Origin of the sequence: Agreia sp. Leaf244, assembly GCF_001422695.1 — a bacterium.
Taxonomy (GTDB): Bacteria; Actinomycetota; Actinomycetes; order Actinomycetales; family Microbacteriaceae; genus Agreia.
In genome coordinates, this window is record NZ_LMLX01000005.1 from 479,876 (window position 1) to 498,393 (window position 18,518).

Sequence of the window (18,518 nt, forward strand, 5' to 3'; positions counted from 1 at the left end):
AGTACTCCTAGGAGGTTCGTGTGGTCTAGAGCGACGAGATCGAGAGCTTGGCGGCCTCGATGGCGTGCTCGGTGGTGATGCCGAACTCGCGGAACAGCGTCTGGTAGTCGGCGGATGCGCCGAAGTGCTCGATCGAGACGCTCTTGCCGTGGTCTCCGACGTAGGAGCGCCAGGTCAGGTCGAGGCCGGCCTCGATCGACACGCGGGCCTTGATCGCAGCGGGAAGAACCGACTCGCGGTACTCCGCACTCTGCTCTTCGAACCACTCGAGGCTGGGAGCCGAGACGACGCGGGCGTTGATGCCCTCGTTCTTGAGGAGCTCGCGCGCCTCGACGGCGATCTGAACCTCGGAGCCGGTCGCGATGAAGATCACGTCGGGCGTGCCGTTCGGAGCCTCGGCCAGCACGTACGCGCCCTTGGCGACGTTCTTCGCCGACGCGAAGGTCTCACCGGATGCGTCACCCTCGCCACGCTCGAACACGGGGATGTTCTGGCGGGTGAGGGCGATTCCCGCAGGACCGTTGCGGCGCTCGAGAATCGTCTTCCAGGCGTAGGCGACCTCGTTCGCGTCACCGGGGCGCACGATGTCGAGACCCGGGATGGCGCGGAGCGTGGCGAGCTGCTCGATCGGCTGGTGGGTCGGTCCGTCTTCTCCGAGTGCCACCGAGTCGTGGGTCCACACGTAGATCGCGGGGGACTTCATGAGGGCCGCGAGACGAACGGCGGGACGCATGTAGTCGCTGAAGATGAGGAAGGTTCCACCGAACGGGCGGGTGTTTCCGTGCAGCACGATGCCGTTGAGAATGGCGCCCATCGCGTGCTCGCGGATTCCGAAGTGCAGAACGCGGCCGTAGGGGTTTCCCGTCCACTCGTGAGTGGAGTGCTCGGCCGGGATGAAGGACGCGCCTGACTCGATCGTCGTGTTGTTCGACTCGGCGAGGTCGGCCGATCCGCCCCAGAACTCGGGCATGATCGGCGCGATGGCGTTGATGACCTTGCCCGAGGCGGCGCGGGTGGAGACGGCCTTGCCCGCTTCGAAGACCGGGAGTGCCTCTTCGAGGCCCTCGGGAACGTCGCCGGAGAGGACGCGATCGAGAAGGACCTTCTTCTCGGGGTTGGCGGAGGCCCACGCGTCGAAAGCGTTCTTCCACTCGGCGTGCTCGGCCTGGCCGCGCTCGATGGCGCCGCGGGTGTGCGCGATGACCTCGTCGGCGACCTCGAAGCTCTGCTCGGGGTCGAAGCCGAGCACCTCCTTGAGGCCCTTCAGCTCCTCGGCGCCCAGGGCGGAGCCGTGGATCTTTCCGGTGTTCTGCTTCTTGGGCGAGGGCCAGCCGATGATGGTCTTGAGGATGATCAGCGACGGCTTGTCGGTGACGGCCTTGGCCGCCTCGATGGCATCGAAGAGCGCCTCGACGTCTTCGACGTACTGGCCCGTCTTCTTCCAGTCGACGACCTGCACGTGCCAGTGATAGGCCTCGTAGCGGGCGCGCACGTCTTCGGTGAACGCGATGTTCGTGTCGTCCTCGATCGAGATCTGGTTGCTGTCGTAGATCGCGATGAGGTTGCCGAGCTGCTGGTGGCCGGCGAGCGACGATGCCTCGCTCGTGACGCCCTCCTGCAGGTCGCCGTCGCCGGCGATGGTGTAGATGAAGTGGTCGAAGGGGCTCGTGCCGGCCTCGGCCTCGGGGTCGAAGAGACCGCGCTCGAAGCGAGAGGCGTAGGCGAAGCCGACGGCCGACGACAGACCCTGGCCGAGCGGCCCGGTCGTGATCTCGACGCCGTCGGTGTGGCCGTACTCGGGGTGTCCGGGAGTGAGCGAGCCCCAGGTGCGCAGCGCCTTGAGGTCGTCGAGCTCGAGACCGTAGCCGCCGAGGTAGAGCTGGATGTACTGGGTGAGCGAACTGTGGCCGACCGAGAGGATGAAGCGGTCGCGACCGATCCACTCGTTGTCACTCGGATCGCGCCGCATGACCTTCTGGAACAGGAGGTAGGCGGCGGGGGCAAGGCTGATGGCCGTTCCCGGATGCCCGTTTCCTACCTTCTCGACGGCGTCTGCCGCGAGAATCTTCGCCGTGGATACGGCCTGGTCGTCAATGGGAGTCCATTGGAATGATGCCACGAGGAATAAGCCCCTTCTCAGTTGCAGGCGGACAGATTTGCCCGTCAGGCGCCGCGATGTGAATCGGTAGCAGGGAGAACCGCGTGAGAGACCGGCGAATGTGAGCCCCCGCACGGTACGTGTTCAGCACAGTGCGACATGGCTTCTCCGCAAGAAAGACACGCAGGAAACACCGACTGCTGTGTCGCCGCTACAAGTATAGGGAATCAGGGGGGAGCCTCGGCTACCCCTCGACAAACTCGCGGAGGGCGGACACGACGAGGTCGTGATCCTCGATCTGCGGCAGCCCGGAGACCGTCGCGACGGCCACGATGCCGGTGCCTCTGACCGACACGGGAAATCCGCCGCCGTGGGCCGCGTACTCCATCTGATCGAACCAGCCCTCGGACTCGATCCGCTTTCCGGCGATCTTGGGGCGGGTGCCGAGCAGCAGCGAGGGAATCCCATAGCGCTCGACGGCGCGCGCCTTGCGCGCGATCCAGACGTCGTTGTCGGCCTGCGCGCCCTCGAGAGCGACATGGAAGAGGATCTGCGCTCCGCGCCGGATGTCGATGGCGATGGGCAAGGCGCGCTCCGTGCCCAGACGCACGAGGATGAGACCCAGCCTCAAGGCGTCGGACGGCCCGAAGGAGTCGACCTGGAGCTCGGCCACCTCGTCCTCGATGCGGGCGGCAAGGCGGGCGAACTCGTCCGGAGTGGTGGGGTCGGTGTGCGTCATGCCTGTCACGGTATCGGCTCCGACCGAGGTTCGAGAACCGATCGCTTAGACTGATTCGGGATCGCGCGCGCCCTGCGCGGGGCCCGGAACAGTCTGAGGAGCAATGGACGTCGCTGTAGAGGGCCGCACGGAGAAGCAGCGGATCAGCCTGACGGCGAAGGCCAAGGCCTACGTCGCGCTGACCAAGCCGCGGGTGATCGAGCTGCTGCTCGTGACGACGGCGCCGGTGATGATCCTCGCCCAGAACGGCATCCCCGACCTCTGGCTGGTCGTCGCCACGCTCATCGGCGGCGCGCTCAGCGCCGGCAGCGCCGGCGCATTCAACTGCTACATCGATCGCGACATCGACCGCGTCATGAAGCGCACCCAGGGTCGTCCGCTGGTCACCGGCGAACTGAGCGACCGCGAGGCCCTCGTGTTCGCGTGGGTGATCGGCGTCGCATCCATCGTCTGGCTCGCCGTCTTCGCCAATCTGCTGGCGGCGGCACTCTCGCTCATCGCGATCCTGCTCTACGTGTTCCTCTACACCGTCTGGCTGAAGCGCCGTACCTCGCAGAACATCGTGTGGGGAGGCATCGCCGGCTGCATGCCCGTGCTCATCGGATGGGCCGCCGTCACGAACTCGCTCAGCTGGACCCCGTTCATCCTGTTCGGCGTCATCTTCCTCTGGACGCCGCCGCACTACTGGCCGCTGTCGATGAAGTACCGAGACGAGTACAAGGCGGCGAACGTTCCGATGCTCGCGGTCGTCCGCGGTCGCGCCGTCGTCGGCCTCCAGACGATCCTCTACGCGTGGGCCACGGTCGCCTGCTCGCTGCTGCTGATCCCGGTCGCACCGATGGGCATCGTCTACAGCGTCGTCGCGCTAGGCTCCGGCGCCTGGTTCATCTACGAGACGCATCGGCTCTACAACCGGGCCATCCACGGCCACGAGGTCAAGCCGATGCGCGTCTTCCACGCATCGATCAGCTACCTGACGCTCGTCTTCCTCGCCGTCGCCATAGACCCGCTTCTCCCGTTCTAGCCCGGCCCTTCCCCGACCCGTTCGCCGAGCCTGTCGAAGCGCGGACCACACCTGGCGTTAAATCTGGCAACCTACAGACGCACGTCTGGAGTAACACGCCACGAACGAAGGTCGGCTGGCGGCGTGCCGACCAATTCGTGCTCCGTTACGTCGCCTCAAGAGACTCCACCCCGACAAACGGAAGTCAATGTCTCTAGGGCCTTGCCGGTCAGCCCCGGGGCTGGCCGACGGAGCTGAGCTCCCGGGGGTCGTCCACCGATTCGAGGGCGTTCGACGACGAGCGCAGCGACAGCACCAGGGCGGTCATGGCCGCGACCAGGAGTGCGGCGAGCACCATGTGGATGCCGACGAGCAGCGGGGGCAGTCCGAGTCGCGCCTGTGTCAGACCCACGACGACCTGCACGGCCTCGATGGCCAGCAGTGCGAGCGCCCAGCGGGTGACACCGAGCCGGCCGACGAGCGCGGCGACGACGAGCACCACGGTGAGCGCCAGGAGCACGTAGGCGGGCCAGCTGTGGAAGTGCTGCAGCAGCTCGGCGTCGAGGCCGTTGCGCGGAGTCTTCTCGTCGCCGGCGTGCGGCCCTGAACCCGTGGTGAGAATACCCACGACCACGGTGATCGCGACGAAGAGCGACGCCAGGTGCGCCACGATCAGGAACCACAGCGGCACGGTGCGGCGATCTCCGCGCGGCCCGCGGTACACGCGGTAGACCAGGATCGTCGCGTTGACGACGAGGAGGATCGAGATCACGAAGTGCAGCCCGACGATGAACGGGTTGAGCCCGGTCAGCACCGTGATTCCGCCGATGACGGCCTGGAGCGGGATGGACAGGCCCTGGAGGAGCGTGAGCACGAACAGGTCCCTGCGCTCCCTCCAGTAGCGCACCACGGCGAGGAACACCGCGATCACGATGAGGGCGAGCACGAAGGTGAGCATGCGGTTCGCGAACTCGATCACGCCGTGGATGCCCATCTCCGGCGTCGACACGAACGACGCGTCGGTGCATCGCGGCCACGTGGGGCAGCCCAGGCCCGACCCCGTGAGCCTCACCGCACCGCCGGTTCCGATGAGCACCACCTGGAACACGAGCGACAGCCAGGCCAGCACGCGAACGGGTCGACTGATGGATGCGGGGAGGAATGCGATGAGTCGCTTCACGGCTTCGGGTGTTCCTTGTCAAGACTTGTCGATGAAAAGGCCTGCGACCTACTATCCGGCAGGCATTGCCTGTAGAATTTGAAAGTTGTAGAAATCCGCGTTCGAACGCGTTTTGCGCATATCGCCCAGCGTTGGGCGGGGCTCACGCCCCCAGACCTCAGTACATTCTAAGTACGTGCGTTCTCCCCACGAGAACGTGATCAGGCAATCATTTCGGTGATCCGTGCCGAATCACATTTACACCCGGTCTGGAATGCCTGCCGCTGTCCGCGGGTTGAGATCAACGAGGAAGGGAGAAAGTCATGTCTGACGTACTAATCGACCGTCCGGAACTCGAAAACCTGGGGGTTTACGAATTCGGTTGGTCCGACTCCGATGCGGCGGGTGCCGTCGCGAAACGCGGTGTCGACGCCGACGTCGTCAAGGGCATCTCCGCCCTCAAGAGCGAACCGGAGTGGATGCTCAAGAACCGGCTGAAGGGTCTGCAGCTGTTCGAGCGCAAGCCCATGCCGACCTGGGGCGCAGACCTCTCCGGCATCGACTTCGACAACATCAAGTACTTCGTGCGGTCGACCGAGAAGCAGGCCACCACCTGGGACGACCTGCCCGACGACATCAAGAACACCTACGAGCGGCTCGGCATCCCCGAGGCCGAGCGTCAGCGTCTGGTGTCGGGCGTCGCCGCGCAGTACGAGTCCGAGGTCGTTTACCACACCATCCGCGAAGACCTCGAGGCGCAGGGCGTCATCTTCATGGACACCGACACGGCGCTGCGCGAGCACCCCGAGTTCTTCACCGAGTACTTCGGCACGGTCATCCCCGCCGGCGACAACAAGTTCGCCGCGCTGAACACGGCCGTCTGGTCGGGCGGCTCGTTCGTCTACGTTCCCAAGAACGTGCACGTCGAGATCCCCCTGCAGGCCTACTTCCGCATCAACACCGAGAACATGGGCCAGTTCGAGCGCACGCTGATCATCGCCGATGAGGGCAGCTACGTGCACTACATCGAGGGCTGCACCGCGCCGATCTACAAGTCCGACTCGCTGCACTCCGCCGTCGTCGAGATCATCGTCAAGAAGAACGCCCGCGTTCGCTACACGACGATCCAGAACTGGTCGAACAACGTCTACAACCTCGTCACCAAGCGTGCGATCGCGCACGAGGGCGCGACCATGGAGTGGATCGACGGCAACATCGGATCCAAGGTCACCATGAAGTACCCGTCGATCTACCTCGTCGGAGAGCACGCCAAGGGCGAGACCCTGTCCGTGGCGTTCGCCGGCCCCGGCCAGCACCAGGACGCCGGCGCGAAGATGATCCACATGGCGCCGTACACGCAGTCGTCCATCGTCTCCAAGTCCATCGCCAGGGGCGGTGGCCGTGCCGGTTACCGCGGCGAGGTGCGCATGGCGGAGAACGCCCATCACTCGGCCAACACCGTGCGCTGCGACGCCCTGCTGGTCGACACCAAGTCGCGCTCCGACACCTACCCGGCCATCGACATCCGGGTCGACGACGTGCAGCTCGGCCACGAGGCCACGGTCTCGCGTGTCAGCGAGGAGCAGCTCTTCTACCTGATGAGCCGCGGTCTCCCCGAAGACGAGGCCATGGCCATGATCGTGCGCGGCTTCATCGAGCCGATCGCCCGCGAGCTCCCCATGGAGTACGCACTCGAACTCAACAAGCTCATCGAGATGGGCATGGAAGGCAGTGTCGGCTAGATGTCCGCAGCAGTTTCAGCGAACACGGGTCTCATCGAGACCGAACAGCACGGCCTCAAGGCTCACTCAGACGGGGGTGACGCGTACGTGCCCGTGCAGTCACGGGCCGAGCGCTTCACCTCCACCTCTGTCGACGACTTCGAGAAGGTCACCGGTTTCGAGCTCGAGTGGAAGCTCACGCCGATCACCCGTATCACCGCCCTCATCGAGGGCGAGCTCGACGGCTCGGCCCCGACGCTGACATTCAGCGAGACGCCGGGCGTCACGGCGGCGTGGGTCGACCGCACGGATGCGCGCATCGGCTCGGCCGGTGCGCCCGAAGAGCGGGCCAGCGCCAACGCCTGGTCGTCGTTCGACAAGGCCCTCGCCATCGATGTCACCGGCGAGGAGCTGCAGGAGTTCGTCGTGACCCGCGAGGCGACCGATTCCACCCCGCGCGCCGGGCACACGGTCATCACCGCCGCCCCGTTCAGCCGTGGTCTCGTCATCCTCCGCAATTCGGGCGACGCCCAGCTGACCGAGAACGTCGAGATCGTCGTGGGCGACCAGGCGGCGCTCACCGTGGTCACGGTGCAGGAGTGGAACGACGAGAGCAACCATCTGGCGAGCCACTTCGCCCGCGTCGGCCGGGATGCGCGCCTGCGTCACATCGTCGTCAGCCTCGGCGGGGGAGTCGTGCGGGTCAACCCGTCGATCCACCTCGTCGAGTCGGGTGCCGACGCCAGCGCCTTCGGTCTGTACTTCGCCGACTCGGGGCAGCACCTCGAACAGCGCGTCTACATCGACCACGTCGCGGCCCAGACCAAGAGCCGCGTGAAGTACAAGGGAGCGCTCCAGGGCGCCACTGCCCGATCGGTCTGGGTCGGCGACGTTCTGATCGGCCCGCACGCGACGGGAACCGACAGCTATGAGGAGAACCGCAACCTGGTCCTCTCCGAGGGGCCCCGGGCCGACTCCATCCCCAACCTCGAGATCGAGACGGGCGACATCATGGGCGCCGGCCACGCGTCGTCGACCGGGCGCTTCGACGACGAGCAGCTGTTCTACCTGCAGTCCCGCGGCATCCCCGAAGACGAGGCCCGGCGTCTCGTCGTGCGCGGCTTCCTCGCGGAGATCGTCGCCCAGATCGGGTCCGACGACCTCGAGACCCACCTGTCCGCGGCCATCGAGGCCGAACTCAGCGAAGCGCAGGGACACTGACCATGGCCGCAGAGCTCATCTGCTCCGTCGACGACCTCACCCCGAACGAGGCGGTGCGCGTCGTGATCGACGGTGTCGCCATCGCGCTGGTGAAGGACTCGGCGGGGGAGTGCCACGCCATCGGCGACACGTGCACCCACGGCGACATCTCGCTCGCCGAAGGCTTCGTCGAAGACGAGACCCTCGAGTGCTGGGCCCACGGGTCCAAGTTCTCGCTCGTCAGCGGCAAGCCCCTCACCCTTCCGGCCTTCGAGCCTGTTCCGGTGTACGAACTCACCATCGTCGATGGCGAGGTCTACATCGACCCGACCAAAACGAAAGAGATTGTGTAGCCATGTCGAATCTTGAGATCCGCGATCTCCACGTGAGCGTGGAGACCGAGCTGGGAACCAAGCAGATCCTGAAGGGCGTCGACCTGTCGATCGGCGAGGGCGAGACCCACGCGATCATGGGCCCGAACGGCTCGGGCAAGTCCACCCTCGCCTACGCCATCGCGGGGCACCCCAAGTACACGGTCGAGAGCGGCTCCGTCAAGCTCGACGGCGAAGAGGTCCTCACCATGACGGTCGACGAGCGGGCCCGCGCCGGCCTGTTCCTCGCCATGCAGTACCCGGTCGAGATCCCCGGCGTGAGCGTGTCGAACTTCCTCCGCACCGCCAAGACCGCCATCGATGGAGCGGCACCGCCCATCCGCGGCTGGATCAAGGACCTGGACTCGTCGATGTCGCAGCTGCGCATGGACAAGTCGTTCCGTGAGCGCAACGTCAACGAGGGCTTCTCGGGTGGCGAAAAGAAGCGCAACGAGATCCTGCAGCTCGAACTGCTCAAGCCGAAGTTCGCCGTTCTCGACGAGACCGACTCGGGACTCGACGTCGACGCACTGAAGATCGTGTCGGAGGGCGTGAACCGCGCCAAGGCGAACACCGGTCTGGGCATCCTGCTCATCACGCACTACAACCGCATCCTCAAGTACATCCAGCCCGACTTCGTGCACGTGTTCGTCGCGGGCAAGGTCGTCGAGCAGGGTGGACCCGAGCTGGCCGTGCGCCTCGAGAACGAGGGCTACGACCGGTTCCTCTCGAACGCCGTCGTCGGGTCATAGGTCATGGCCTCGACACTCACACCCCAGCGCTTCGACGAGATCGAGGACAAGCTGAAAGACGTCATGGACCCGGAGCTCGGGGTCAACATCGTCGACCTCGGCCTGATCTACGACCTCGCGTGGGACGACGAGAACGACGCCCTGCTGATCAGCATGACCCTGACCAGCGCCGGATGCCCGCTCACCGACGTGATCGAAGAGGAGACGGCCCAGGCCCTCGACGGCACGGTCGAGCAGTTCCGCATCAACTGGGTCTGGATGCCGCCGTGGGGTCCGGAGAAGATCACCGACGACGGTCGCGAGATGATGAGGGCCCTCGGCTTCTCGATGTAGCTCCGCCAGAGTCCGTTAGAACACAAAAGAAGGGCCCCGCCACGAGGCGGGGCCCTTTCTTCGTGCGTGGGCGAGTGCCCCGGCGCCTACCGGTCGCGCTTCGAGCTCAGCTTCCAGGCGAGGGGCAGGATGCCGGCGGCCAGCAGCGCCTTGATGACCCCGCCGATCAGGAACGGGTACAGCCCGGCCTCGAGCGTCTGCTCGAGCGTGAGCCCGAGGGATGCGGCGAGCCACGGCAGGCCGACGGCGAACGTCACGAGCGTTCCGGCCGACATCGACACGAAGGCGCCGAGTACGCGACGGTCCCAGGTGCGCTGGGCGAGCCAGCCGGTGAGGGCGGCCGCTGCGATGAAGCCCACGATGTAACCGCCCGTGGGTCCGGCGACGACGCCCCATCCGGAGCTCGCGTCGCTGAACCACGGCAGGCCGATCGTGCCGAGTGCGAGGTAGAGCACCATCGAGAGGGCGCCGCGAAGCGCGCCGAGCGTCGAGCCGACGAGGATCACGGCGAGGGTCTGACCGGTGATCGGAACCGGGTACAAGGGGATGGTCACCTGGGCGAGCACGCCCGTGAGCGCGGCGCCGGCACCGATGAGCAGGATGTCGGTGGTCAGCGATCGGGAGAAGAGCCGGTCGGCGAGGGTCGGCCGCGACGCGGCGAGGGTGAGTGACGACACTGGAGAACTCCTAGGGAATGGGCAGAACACTGAATGTGTTGAGAGGGTGCGGAAGGCCTTGCGAAACCGGCGACCGCTTTCGGATTTATACTATTGCTACCTCCCCCCAAACCCCCGTTGTGGAAACACGACAGTAGAAATGGATTCTGCCTGTGCTCAATGTTCAAGACCTCGAACTCAGGGTCGGTGCACGGGTGCTGATGCAGGACGTCTCCTTCCGAGTCGCCGACGGTGACAAGATCGGCCTCGTCGGTCGCAACGGAGCGGGCAAGACCACCCTCACGAAGGTGCTCGCGGGGGAGCAGCTGTCGAACGGCGGCAAGGTCGAGCGCAACGGCGAGATCGGCTATCTCCCACAGGACCCGCGCTCGGGAAACCCGGAAGACCTGGCGCGCACGCGCATCCTCGACGCCCGTGGGCTCGGACAGCTCGTTCTCGGAATGCAGCAGGCCACGACGGACATGGGCAGCTCCGACCCGAAGGTCAGTGCCGCGGGCATGACCAAGTACGGCAACCTCACAGACCGCTTCCTGGCCCTCGGCGGATACGCGGCCGAGGCCGAGGCCGCCTCGATCGCCTCCAACCTCAACCTGCCCGACCGCATCCTCGACCAGCCGTTGTCGACCCTCTCCGGTGGCCAGCGTCGACGCATCGAGCTCGCGCGCATCCTCTTCTCCGACGCGCGCACGCTGATCCTCGACGAGCCCACGAACCACCTCGACGCCGACAGCGTCGTCTGGCTCCGCGAGTTCCTCAAGAACTACTCCGGCGGATTCATCGTGATCAGCCACGACATCGAACTCGTAGGCGAGACGGTGAACCGGGTGTTCTACCTCGATGCCAACCGCCAGGTCATCGACGTCTACAACATGAACTGGAAGAACTACCTGCGCCAGCGCGCCGCCGACGAGGAGCGCCGCAAGAAGGAGCGCGTCAACGTCGAGAAGAAGGCGTCGGTCCTGCAGCTGCAGGCGGCGAAGTTCGGCGCCAAGGCGTCGAAGGCAGCGGCCGCTCACCAGATGGTCGCCCGCGCCGAGAAGATGCTCTCCGGCCTCGAGGAGGTGCGCGCCGTCGACCGCGTCGCAAAGCTGCGATTCCCGACACCGGCGCCGTGCGGCCGAACGCCGCTCATGGCATCCAATCTCTCGAAGAGCTATGGCTCGCTCGAGATCTTCGCCGCGGTCGACCTCGCCATCGATCGGGGCTCGAAGGTCGTCATCCTCGGCCTGAACGGTGCCGGAAAGACGACTCTGCTGCGCATCCTCGGCGGGGCGGACAAGCCCGATACCGGCCAGATCGAACCGGGCCATGGCCTGCGCATCGGCTATTACGCGCAGGAGCACGAGACCATCGACGTGAAACGCAGTGTTCTCGAGAACATGGTGTCGTCGTCGCCCAACATCACCGAGATGGAGGCACGGCGCGTTCTGGGGTCATTCCTCTTCACAGGCGACGACTCTCACAAGCCGGCCGGAGTACTGTCGGGCGGCGAGAAGACCCGTCTTGCCCTGGCGATGATCGTGGTCTCGGGCGCCAACGTACTGCTGCTCGACGAGCCCACGAACAACCTCGACCCCGCCAGCCGCGAGGAGATCCTCGACGCCCTGGCGCACTACGAGGGCGCCGTCGTTCTGGTCAGCCACGACGAGGGAGCGGTCGAGGCCCTGAACCCCGAGCGTGTCCTCATTTTGCCCGACGGCGTCGAGGACCACTGGAACAAGGACTACGCCGACCTGATCTCGCTGGCGTAGGCCCGTCGGGCGTCAGCCTCAGCGCCGCTCGGCGCGCGAGGCCTGCTCGACGAGTTCGTCCTCGATGTCGTTGTCGGACTTCGCCTTGGCACGGCGACGCCGTTCGCGCTCGGCGGCACGCTCCTGCTCGTCGGGATCGTCGGCGTTCTCCAGGCGGTATTCCTGCCGCGCCGCGTAGCCGAGCCCCACGAAGGCCAGCAGCGCGAAGACGAACCACTGGAACGCGTACGACAGGTGCGGCCCCTCGTCCTCCGGAGGGCGCGTGCCGAGCGTTCCCGTGTCGGCCGAGGGCGATTCGCTCGCGAGTTCGCCGTACGCGGCCGTGTAGACAGGCGCATCCAGCTTCTCGGCGATCGTGGGCAGGTCGATCGAGGGGATCTCGCCCGCCGGCGCCGTGCGGTCCTTCAGGGTGGGCTCGCCGGCCTTCAGACGTGCGACGACCGTCACCTCGCCCTGAGGAGCGTCAGGCACGACGTCGGGCTTGTCCTGCTTCTCTCCGGTGGGCAGCCAGCCGCGGTCGATGACCACGATATCGCCGTCGTCGAGCTGGAACGGCACGAGGAGTTCGAATCCCGGCTGCCCGCCCATCGGTCGATTGCGCACCAGAAGCTGGTCTTCGCTGAGGTAGCTGCCGGTCAGCGACACCGTCGTCCACTTGTCTCCGGCGTCGAACGAGTCGAGGTTGCTCAGCACGTCGCCGATCGGGCGAGGTGCGGCGTCGTAGTTCGCGGCCACCCTGTCGTTCTCGGCCACAGCGGCGTCGCGTCGTGCGAGCTGCCAGGTGCCCAGCCATACGCACACGAGGGCGAAGACGATGGTCACCGCCAGGTACCCCGCCCAGCGCGAGCTCCGCAGGAACCGCCAGCCGACATTCATGCCCGGCCCATCGCATCCGCGGTTCCCGAACCGGGAGCCGTCGTGCCGCCGTCGGCCATCACCTCGAGGGGAAAGTCACGGGCGGCGAGGAATTCGCGCAGGAAATCGACGTGCTCGTCGCAGGCGAGCCAGACCTTGCGCCGCGTCTCGGCGTGGATCTTGGGGTTGCGCCACTCGATCCGCCACGTGGATGCATCACGGCAGCCCGCGCGGGAGCATTGCGAGCCCTCCGGCTCGAGCCCGAGGCCGATCATTCCGGACGACCACCGAAGTCACGAGGCGGACGCGCCCCGGGAATGGCGACGACCCCGCCCGGCCTGTTCACGACGGACTTGGTGGGGGAGCCGACGTTCGCCAGGACCACGGCGAAGTACGGAAGCACGATCGCCCCGATGGCGGGGAGGATGAGCCACCAGCCGTGAAGGAACAGCATCAGGATGATGCAGACGATCCGGATGCCCATGGCGATGCCGTACTTGACCATGCGCGTGTGGCGCTCATCACCCGGGGAAGGCGGGAGGTCGGTGATCGACTGCTGTTTCATGGGCTCGTCTGCTCGGGTTCTGGGGCCGGTGGGCTGCCCTAAGCCTACGCCGCGTATGCACCTCTTATGCTGGTACGGGCCAGTGATCCACGCCCCGCATCGAAGGACTTATCATGACGACAACTCGCACCGTACTCATCACCGGCGGAAACCGCGGAATCGGTTTCTCCCTCGCGGAGGAGTTCGTCGCCCAGGGGCACCGGGTGGCCGTCACCGCCCGCTCGGGCCAGGGTCCGGAAGGCAGCCTCACCGTGCTCGCCGATGTCACGGATGCGGAGTCCATCGACCGCGCCTTCACCGAGGTCGAGGCCGCCCTCGGGCCTGTCGAGGTTCTCGTGGCCAACGCGGGCGTCACCAAGGACACCCTCCTCCTGCGGATGTCGGAGGACGACTTCACCTCGGTCATCGACACGAATCTCTCTGGATCGTTCCGCGTGATCAAGCGCGCCTCCAAGGGCATGCTCAAGGCGCGCTTCGGCCGCATCATCCTGATCTCGAGCGTCGTCGGGCTCTTCGGATCGGCGGGGCAGGTCAACTACGCGGCGTCGAAGGCCGGTCTCGTGGGCATCGCCCGCTCCATCACGCGCGAACTCGGTTCCCGAGGCATCACGGCGAACGTCGTGGCCCCGGGCTTCATCGAGACCGACATGACCGCAGCCCTGCCCGAGGCGACGCAGGCCGAGTACCTGAAGTCGATTCCCGCAGGCCGCTTCGCCACGCCCACCGAGGTGGCGCGGGTCGTCGCATGGCTGGCATCGGATGACGCGGGTTACATCTCCGGTGCGGTCATCCCGGTCGACGGCGGCCTCGGAATGGGCCACTGACCTTTCGCCCGCGGCGGGTCAGCCGCGCAGGCCGAGGGCCGGAAGAACCTGGCTCAGGTCGCGCTCGCTGATCGCCACATTTGCCGTCTGGCGCACGAGCGGTCGCGCGTCGAACGCGATCGAGAGGCCGGCGGCCTGCATCATCTGCAGGTCGTTTGCGCCGTCTCCGACGGCCACCGTGCGCGCGGTCGGAACCCCGTAAAGGGTCGCCCATTCGGTGAGCGCCGAGGCCTTGGCCTCGGCGTCGATGACGGGGCCGCGCACCGCGCCCGTGAGTCGGCCGTCGCGCACCTCGAGGCGGTTCGCCCTCCAGAAATCGAGCCCCACCTCTCCGGCGAGGTCGTCGAGCAGTTCGTGGAATCCACCCGACACAACACCGACCACGCTGTCGTGGGCGTGCAGGGTGTCGATCATCTGCTGCGCGCCGGGGGTGAGCCTGATCTGCGCGGCGATGTCCGGCAGCTGCTCCACGGCGAGGCCCTCGAGGGTGGCCACGCGGGAGCGCAGGCTCTGTTCGAAGTCGAGCTCGCCGCACATGGCGCGCTCGGTGATCTCGGCGACCTCGGCGAAACTGCCGGCGGCCTGCGCCAGCATCTCGATGACCTCGTTCTCGATCAGCGTCGAATCGACGTCGAGCACGACGAGAAAACGGGCGGGATCCTGCGACGCGATCCGTGAATCTATCGGTTGGCGGCCCGGGCTGTACAGAACTGCCTCCGAAGTCAGACTCATGGCTCTACGCGGATTCCCTTTCCGACGACCGTGATGCCCGAGTCGGTCACGGTGAATCCGCGCTCTCGATCCCGCGCCGCATCCGTGCCCACCTGGGCCCCGGCCGCGACGACCACGTTCTTGTCCAGAATAGCCCGCTTGACGATGGCGCCCGGTTCGATGTGAACCCGGTCGAACAGCACCGAGTCCTGCACGAGCGCCTCGGATTCGATGGTCGACCACGGTCCGATGACGCTGCCCTCGACGCGCGCGCCCGAGATGAGGCAGCCGAGCGAGACGAGCGAACCCAGCGTGGTGCCCGTATTACCCTTCGCATCCCGCACGAACTTGGCGGGCGGCGAGTTGAGCTGCTGGGTGAAGATGGGCCACTCACGGTTGTAGAGGTTGAAGATCGGCAGCGCCGAGATCAGGTCCTGGTGCGCGTCGTAGAAGGAGTCGATGGTACCCACGTCGCGCCAGTAGTACCGGTCGCGGTCGGTGGCTCCCGGCACCTCGTTGCGCTGAAGGTCGTAGACGCCGGCGAGTCCGCGCTCGACGAAGTCGGGGATGATGTCGCCGCCCATGTCGTGGCTGGAGTCGGGCTTCTCGCCGTCGCGGATCACGGCTTCGATGAGCATATCGGCGTCGAAGACGTAATTTCCCATGGAGGCGAGCACCTCGCCGGGGGAGTCGAGGAGGCCCTTGGCATCCTTCGGCTTCTCCAGGAACTCGGAGATCTTGGTGGGGTCGTCGTCGGAGGTCTGGATGACGCCGAACTGGTCGGACAGCTCGATGGGCTGGCGGATCGCGGCGACGGTCGCGCCGAGTCCGGACTCGATGTGGGCGGCGACCATCTGCTCGAAGTCCATCCGGTAGACGTGGTCGGCACCGACGACGACGACGATGTCGGGCCGCTCGTCGCCGATCAGGTTCAGGCTCTGCAGGATCGCGTCGGCCGAGCCGGCAAACCAGCGCTTGCCCAGTCGCTGCTGCGCAGGGACCGAGGCGACGTAGGAGTCGAGCATCATGGGCAGGCGCCACGTCTGCGACACGTGCCTGTCGAGGCTGTGCGACTTGTACTGGGTCAGAACGACGATCTGCCGCAGGCCGGAGTTCACCAGGTTCGACAGCGCGAAGTCGATGAGCCGGTAGCTGCCGCCGAACGGCACTCCGGGCTTCGCGCGATCCGCCGTGAGCGGCATGAGCCGCTTGCCCTCTCCACCAGCCAGGACGATGCCAAATATCTTCTTCGATGCTGCCATGTCATAACAGTAGAGCCTCGGCGGGGGCGTGTACTACGTTCATAGCTGTGCGAGTAGACGTGATATCCCGAGAGTATCCACCCGAGGTCTATGGCGGAGCGGGGGTGCATGTCGCCGAACTCGTCAAGGCTCTGCGCGGCAGCATCGACGTGGTCGTCAGGGCGTTCGGCGAACCGCGTGACGAGCCGGGAGTCTTCTCGTACCAGACACCGGCCGGGCTCGTCGACGCGAATCCCGCCCTCAGGACGCTCGGCACCGACCTCGAGATCGCGAACGACGTCGCGGGTGCCGACGTGGTGCATTCGCACACGTGGTACGCCAATGCGGCGGGCCAGATCGCCTCCCGGCTGCACGGCATCCCCCACGTCGTCACTGCTCACTCGCTGGAGCCGCTCCGGCCGTGGAAGGCCGAGCAGCTCGGCGGCGGCTACCGTCTCTCGAGCTGGATCGAGAAGACGTCGTTCGAGAGCGCCGACGCGGTCATCGCGGTCAGCCACGGAATGCGCCGGGACATCCTGCGCAGCTACCCGTCGCTCGATCCGGATCGCGTCAGCGTCGTCTACAACGGGATCGACCTCGAGAAGTGGCACCCGGTGAGCGACGACGCCGTGCTCGCCGAACTCGGAATCGACTCCGACCGACCCACCGTGGTCTTCGTCGGCCGGATCACACGCCAGAAGGGTCTGCCGTACCTGATCCGGGCCATCGATCGCCTGTCTCCCGAGGTTCAGGTCGTGCTCTGCGCGGGAGCGCCGGACACGCCCGAGATCCTCGAGGAGGTCGCGTCCGGCGTGCGGGAGTTGCAGAAGACCCGCTCCGGAATCGTCTGGATCGACCGCCTTCTCGACACGCGCACACTGTCGGTCGTGCTCTCGAGCGCCACTGTCTTCGTGTGCCCCTCCGTGTACGAGCCGCTCGGCATCGTGAACCTCGAAGCGATGGCCTGCGGCCTCCCCGTCGTCGGAACCGCGACGGGCGGAATCCCCGAGGTCGTCGACGACGGCGTCACGGGCGTGCTTGTTCCGATCGACCAGGTCGAGGACGGCACGGGCACACCCGTCGATCCCGATCGCTTCGTCGCCGATCTCGCGGCGGCACTCACCCGGGTCCTCGACGACCCCGAGCGGGCGAAGGCCATGGGGCGCGCCGGCAGGCTCCGGGCAGAGAGCACCTTCAGTTGGGCCCAGATCGCGGTCGAGACGGAGCGTATCTACCGCTCGCTCCTGTGATCACCGGTTAAGCTAGTGCCATGCCCGTGGTACTCCAGCTGTCCGATGTGTCCGTAGTCCGAGACGCAAATCCGATTCTCTCGAACCTCGACTGGACGGTGGAGGGCGACGAACGCTGGGTCATCCTCGGCCCGAACGGTGCGGGCAAGACGACGCTGCTCCAGATCGCGGCGGCCATGAGCCACCCCTCGACGGGCACCGCAACCGTCCTCGACGGAAAGCTGGGCCAGGTCGACGTGTTCGAACTGCGGCCCCGTGTCGGTTTCGCGTCGAGCGCCATGGCTCGCCGCTTTCCCGCCGACGAGACGGTTCTCAACGTCGTTCTCACCGCCGCCTACTCGGTCACCGGCCGCTGGAACGAGGACTACGAAGACGTCGACCTCCGACGCGCTCACCGGGTTCTGGCCGAGTGGAAGCTCGACCACCTCGAGAACCGCCTATTCGGATCGCTGAGCGACGGCGAGCAGAAGCGCGTGCAGATCGCCCGATCGGTCATGACCGATCCTGAGCTGCTCCTTCTCGATGAGCCCGCCGCGAGCCTCGACCTGGGCGCCCGCGAGGAGCTCCTGCAGCTGCTCGGCGGCTACGCCAGCTCATCGGACTCCCCGGCCATCGTCATGGTCACTCACCACGTCGAGGAGATCCCGCGGGGCTTCACGAACGTGCTGCTCGTCTCGGGCGGTCGCATCGTGGCAGCGGGCCCCCTCGCAGAGGTCCTCACCTCCGAGAATCTCGAAGCCACCTTCGGCCTTCCGATCACGCTGACCGAGACAGACGGCCGGTACTCGGCGCGAGCCGCCTGACACTCGCTCCGACTCGGCACTTTTCTGATAGAGTTGACCGCTGGCCCGGTCGCCGCTGCAGTGTGCCGCGTTCGTACAGGGCCGAACAGACTTTCTCGCATCACTCGTACCCATAAGGAAACCCCATGAAGACAGACATCCACCCGAACTACGCTCCGGTTGTCTTCCGCGATCTCGCCTCCGGCGCGACCTTCCTGACCCGTTCGACGGTCGGCAGCTCGAAGACCATCGAGTGGGAAGACGGAAACACCTACCCGGTCATCGACGTCGAGATCTCGTCCGAGTCGCACCCGTTCTACACGGGCAAGCAGCGCATCATGGACTCGGCCGGTCGCGTCGAGAAGTTCAACAGCCGCTACAAGGGCTTCGGCGCCTAACACGCCGCACCGCACGAGAGAAGGGCCGGAAGCGATTCGCTTCCGGCCCTTCTTCTGTGTGTCTGGCCCCGTTCGTCGAGCCCCGCCC

20 protein-coding genes are annotated in these 18,518 nt (G+C 66.3%); 11 read left to right on the top strand and 9 right to left on the bottom strand.

The genetic code is table 11. The features are described from left to right. Positions 1–25 precede the first annotated feature (25 nt). Together tkt and ASF06_RS16520 are read right to left on the bottom strand one after the other, a co-directional pair. On the bottom strand, positions 26–2,119 hold the full coding sequence (tkt, locus tag ASF06_RS16515) for a transketolase (RefSeq protein ID WP_055949479.1): 2,094 nt from the start codon (positions 2,117–2,119) through the stop codon (positions 26–28). A gap of 223 nt (positions 2,120–2,342) precedes the next feature. Beyond that, positions 2,343–2,837, bottom strand: coding sequence for a heme-degrading domain-containing protein (locus ASF06_RS16520; RefSeq protein ID WP_055949482.1), 495 nt, complete (start codon positions 2,835–2,837; stop codon positions 2,343–2,345). A 103-nt stretch (positions 2,838–2,940) separates the two neighbouring features. Between ASF06_RS16520 and ASF06_RS16525 the strand changes: the two genes are divergently transcribed. Beyond that, a complete protein-coding gene (locus ASF06_RS16525) occupies positions 2,941–3,861 on the top strand; it encodes a heme o synthase (RefSeq protein ID WP_055928660.1) in 921 nt (306 codons plus the stop codon). 208 nt (positions 3,862–4,069) lie between these two features. On the opposite strand, the gene ASF06_RS16530 is transcribed toward ASF06_RS16525, so the two are convergent. After that, positions 4,070–5,020 carry a COX15/CtaA family protein gene (locus tag ASF06_RS16530; protein ID WP_055949485.1) on the bottom strand — a complete coding sequence of 317 codons (951 nt, stop codon included), beginning with the start codon at positions 5,018–5,020 and terminating at the stop codon, positions 4,070–4,072. A 302-nt stretch (positions 5,021–5,322) separates the two neighbouring features. On the opposite strand from ASF06_RS16530, the gene sufB reads away from it, so the two are divergent. The 5 genes from sufB to ASF06_RS16555 are packed head-to-tail and all read left to right on the top strand — an operon-like array spanning position 5,323 to position 9,376. Next, positions 5,323–6,741, top strand: coding sequence for a Fe-S cluster assembly protein SufB (gene sufB / locus ASF06_RS16535; protein WP_055928655.1), 1,419 nt, complete (start codon positions 5,323–5,325; stop codon positions 6,739–6,741). Then, the gene (gene sufD, locus ASF06_RS16540; protein ID WP_082479722.1) at positions 6,742–7,941 is read left to right on the top strand and encodes a Fe-S cluster assembly protein SufD; all 1,200 of its coding nucleotides are present in this window, start codon (positions 6,742–6,744) and stop codon (positions 7,939–7,941) included. It begins immediately after the preceding gene. A gap of 2 nt (positions 7,942–7,943) precedes the next feature. Next, complete coding sequence (locus ASF06_RS16545) at positions 7,944–8,273, top strand: non-heme iron oxygenase ferredoxin subunit (RefSeq protein WP_055928652.1); 330 nt, start codon at positions 7,944–7,946, stop codon at positions 8,271–8,273. A 2-nt stretch (positions 8,274–8,275) separates the two neighbouring features. Next, a complete protein-coding gene (gene sufC, locus ASF06_RS16550; RefSeq protein ID WP_055928649.1) occupies positions 8,276–9,043 on the top strand; it encodes a Fe-S cluster assembly ATPase SufC in 768 nt (255 codons plus the stop codon). A 3-nt stretch (positions 9,044–9,046) separates the two neighbouring features. Beyond that, on the top strand, positions 9,047–9,376 hold the full coding sequence (locus tag ASF06_RS16555) for a metal-sulfur cluster assembly factor (protein WP_055781451.1): 330 nt from the start codon (positions 9,047–9,049) through the stop codon (positions 9,374–9,376). Positions 9,377–9,462: 86 nt separating this feature from the next. On the opposite strand, the gene ASF06_RS16560 is transcribed toward ASF06_RS16555, so the two are convergent. Then, a complete protein-coding gene (locus ASF06_RS16560) occupies positions 9,463–10,053 on the bottom strand; it encodes a biotin transporter BioY (protein ID WP_055949488.1) in 591 nt (196 codons plus the stop codon). A gap of 152 nt (positions 10,054–10,205) precedes the next feature. Here ASF06_RS16560 and ASF06_RS16565 point away from each other — a divergent pair, with 152 nt between their 5' ends. Then, a complete protein-coding gene (locus tag ASF06_RS16565; RefSeq protein WP_055928642.1) occupies positions 10,206–11,804 on the top strand; it encodes an ABC-F family ATP-binding cassette domain-containing protein in 1,599 nt (532 codons plus the stop codon). Between the two features lie 18 nt (positions 11,805–11,822). On the opposite strand, the gene ASF06_RS16570 is transcribed toward ASF06_RS16565, so the two are convergent. Genes ASF06_RS16570 through ASF06_RS16580 form a run of 3 tightly spaced genes read right to left on the bottom strand, consistent with a single transcriptional unit; the run spans position 11,823 to position 13,224 of the window. Further along, positions 11,823–12,680 carry an SURF1 family cytochrome oxidase biogenesis protein gene (locus ASF06_RS16570; RefSeq protein ID WP_055949491.1) on the bottom strand — a complete coding sequence of 286 codons (858 nt, stop codon included), beginning with the start codon at positions 12,678–12,680 and terminating at the stop codon, positions 11,823–11,825. After that, positions 12,677–12,934: a hypothetical protein gene (locus ASF06_RS16575; protein ID WP_055949494.1), complete on the bottom strand. Its 258-nt coding sequence runs from the start codon at positions 12,932–12,934 to the stop codon at positions 12,677–12,679. The genes ASF06_RS16570 and ASF06_RS16575 overlap by 4 nt, the downstream gene beginning before the upstream one ends. Continuing rightward, positions 12,931–13,224: a DUF3099 domain-containing protein gene (locus tag ASF06_RS16580; RefSeq protein WP_055949497.1), complete on the bottom strand. Its 294-nt coding sequence runs from the start codon at positions 13,222–13,224 to the stop codon at positions 12,931–12,933. The genes ASF06_RS16575 and ASF06_RS16580 overlap by 4 nt, the downstream gene beginning before the upstream one ends. A 113-nt stretch (positions 13,225–13,337) precedes the next feature. On the opposite strand from ASF06_RS16580, the gene ASF06_RS16585 reads away from it, so the two are divergent. Next, entirely contained in the window at positions 13,338–14,048 is a 711-nt protein-coding gene (locus ASF06_RS16585; protein ID WP_055949500.1) for a beta-ketoacyl-ACP reductase, read from the top strand. Positions 14,049–14,066: 18 nt separating this feature from the next. On the opposite strand, the gene serB is transcribed toward ASF06_RS16585, so the two are convergent. Then, a complete protein-coding gene (serB, locus tag ASF06_RS16590; RefSeq protein WP_082501018.1) occupies positions 14,067–14,780 on the bottom strand; it encodes a phosphoserine phosphatase SerB in 714 nt (237 codons plus the stop codon). Then, positions 14,777–16,021, bottom strand: a complete 1,245-nt coding sequence (locus ASF06_RS16595) for a glucose-1-phosphate adenylyltransferase (RefSeq protein ID WP_055949502.1) — start codon at positions 16,019–16,021, stop codon at positions 14,777–14,779. The genes serB and ASF06_RS16595 overlap by 4 nt, the downstream gene beginning before the upstream one ends. Positions 16,022–16,068: 47 nt before the next feature. Here ASF06_RS16595 and glgA point away from each other — a divergent pair, with 47 nt between their 5' ends. The 3 genes from glgA to ASF06_RS16610 all read left to right on the top strand — a co-directional run bounded on the left by glgA (position 16,069) and on the right by ASF06_RS16610 (position 18,430). Further along, positions 16,069–17,250: a glycogen synthase gene (gene glgA, locus ASF06_RS16600; protein ID WP_055949506.1), complete on the top strand. Its 1,182-nt coding sequence runs from the start codon at positions 16,069–16,071 to the stop codon at positions 17,248–17,250. 20 nt (positions 17,251–17,270) lie between these two features. Continuing rightward, complete coding sequence (locus ASF06_RS16605; protein WP_055949509.1) at positions 17,271–18,053, top strand: ABC transporter ATP-binding protein; 783 nt, start codon at positions 17,271–17,273, stop codon at positions 18,051–18,053. Between the two features lie 125 nt (positions 18,054–18,178). Then, the gene (locus ASF06_RS16610; RefSeq protein ID WP_044443333.1) at positions 18,179–18,430 is read left to right on the top strand and encodes a type B 50S ribosomal protein L31; all 252 of its coding nucleotides are present in this window, start codon (positions 18,179–18,181) and stop codon (positions 18,428–18,430) included. The last annotated feature ends 88 nt before the right edge of the window (positions 18,431–18,518 follow it).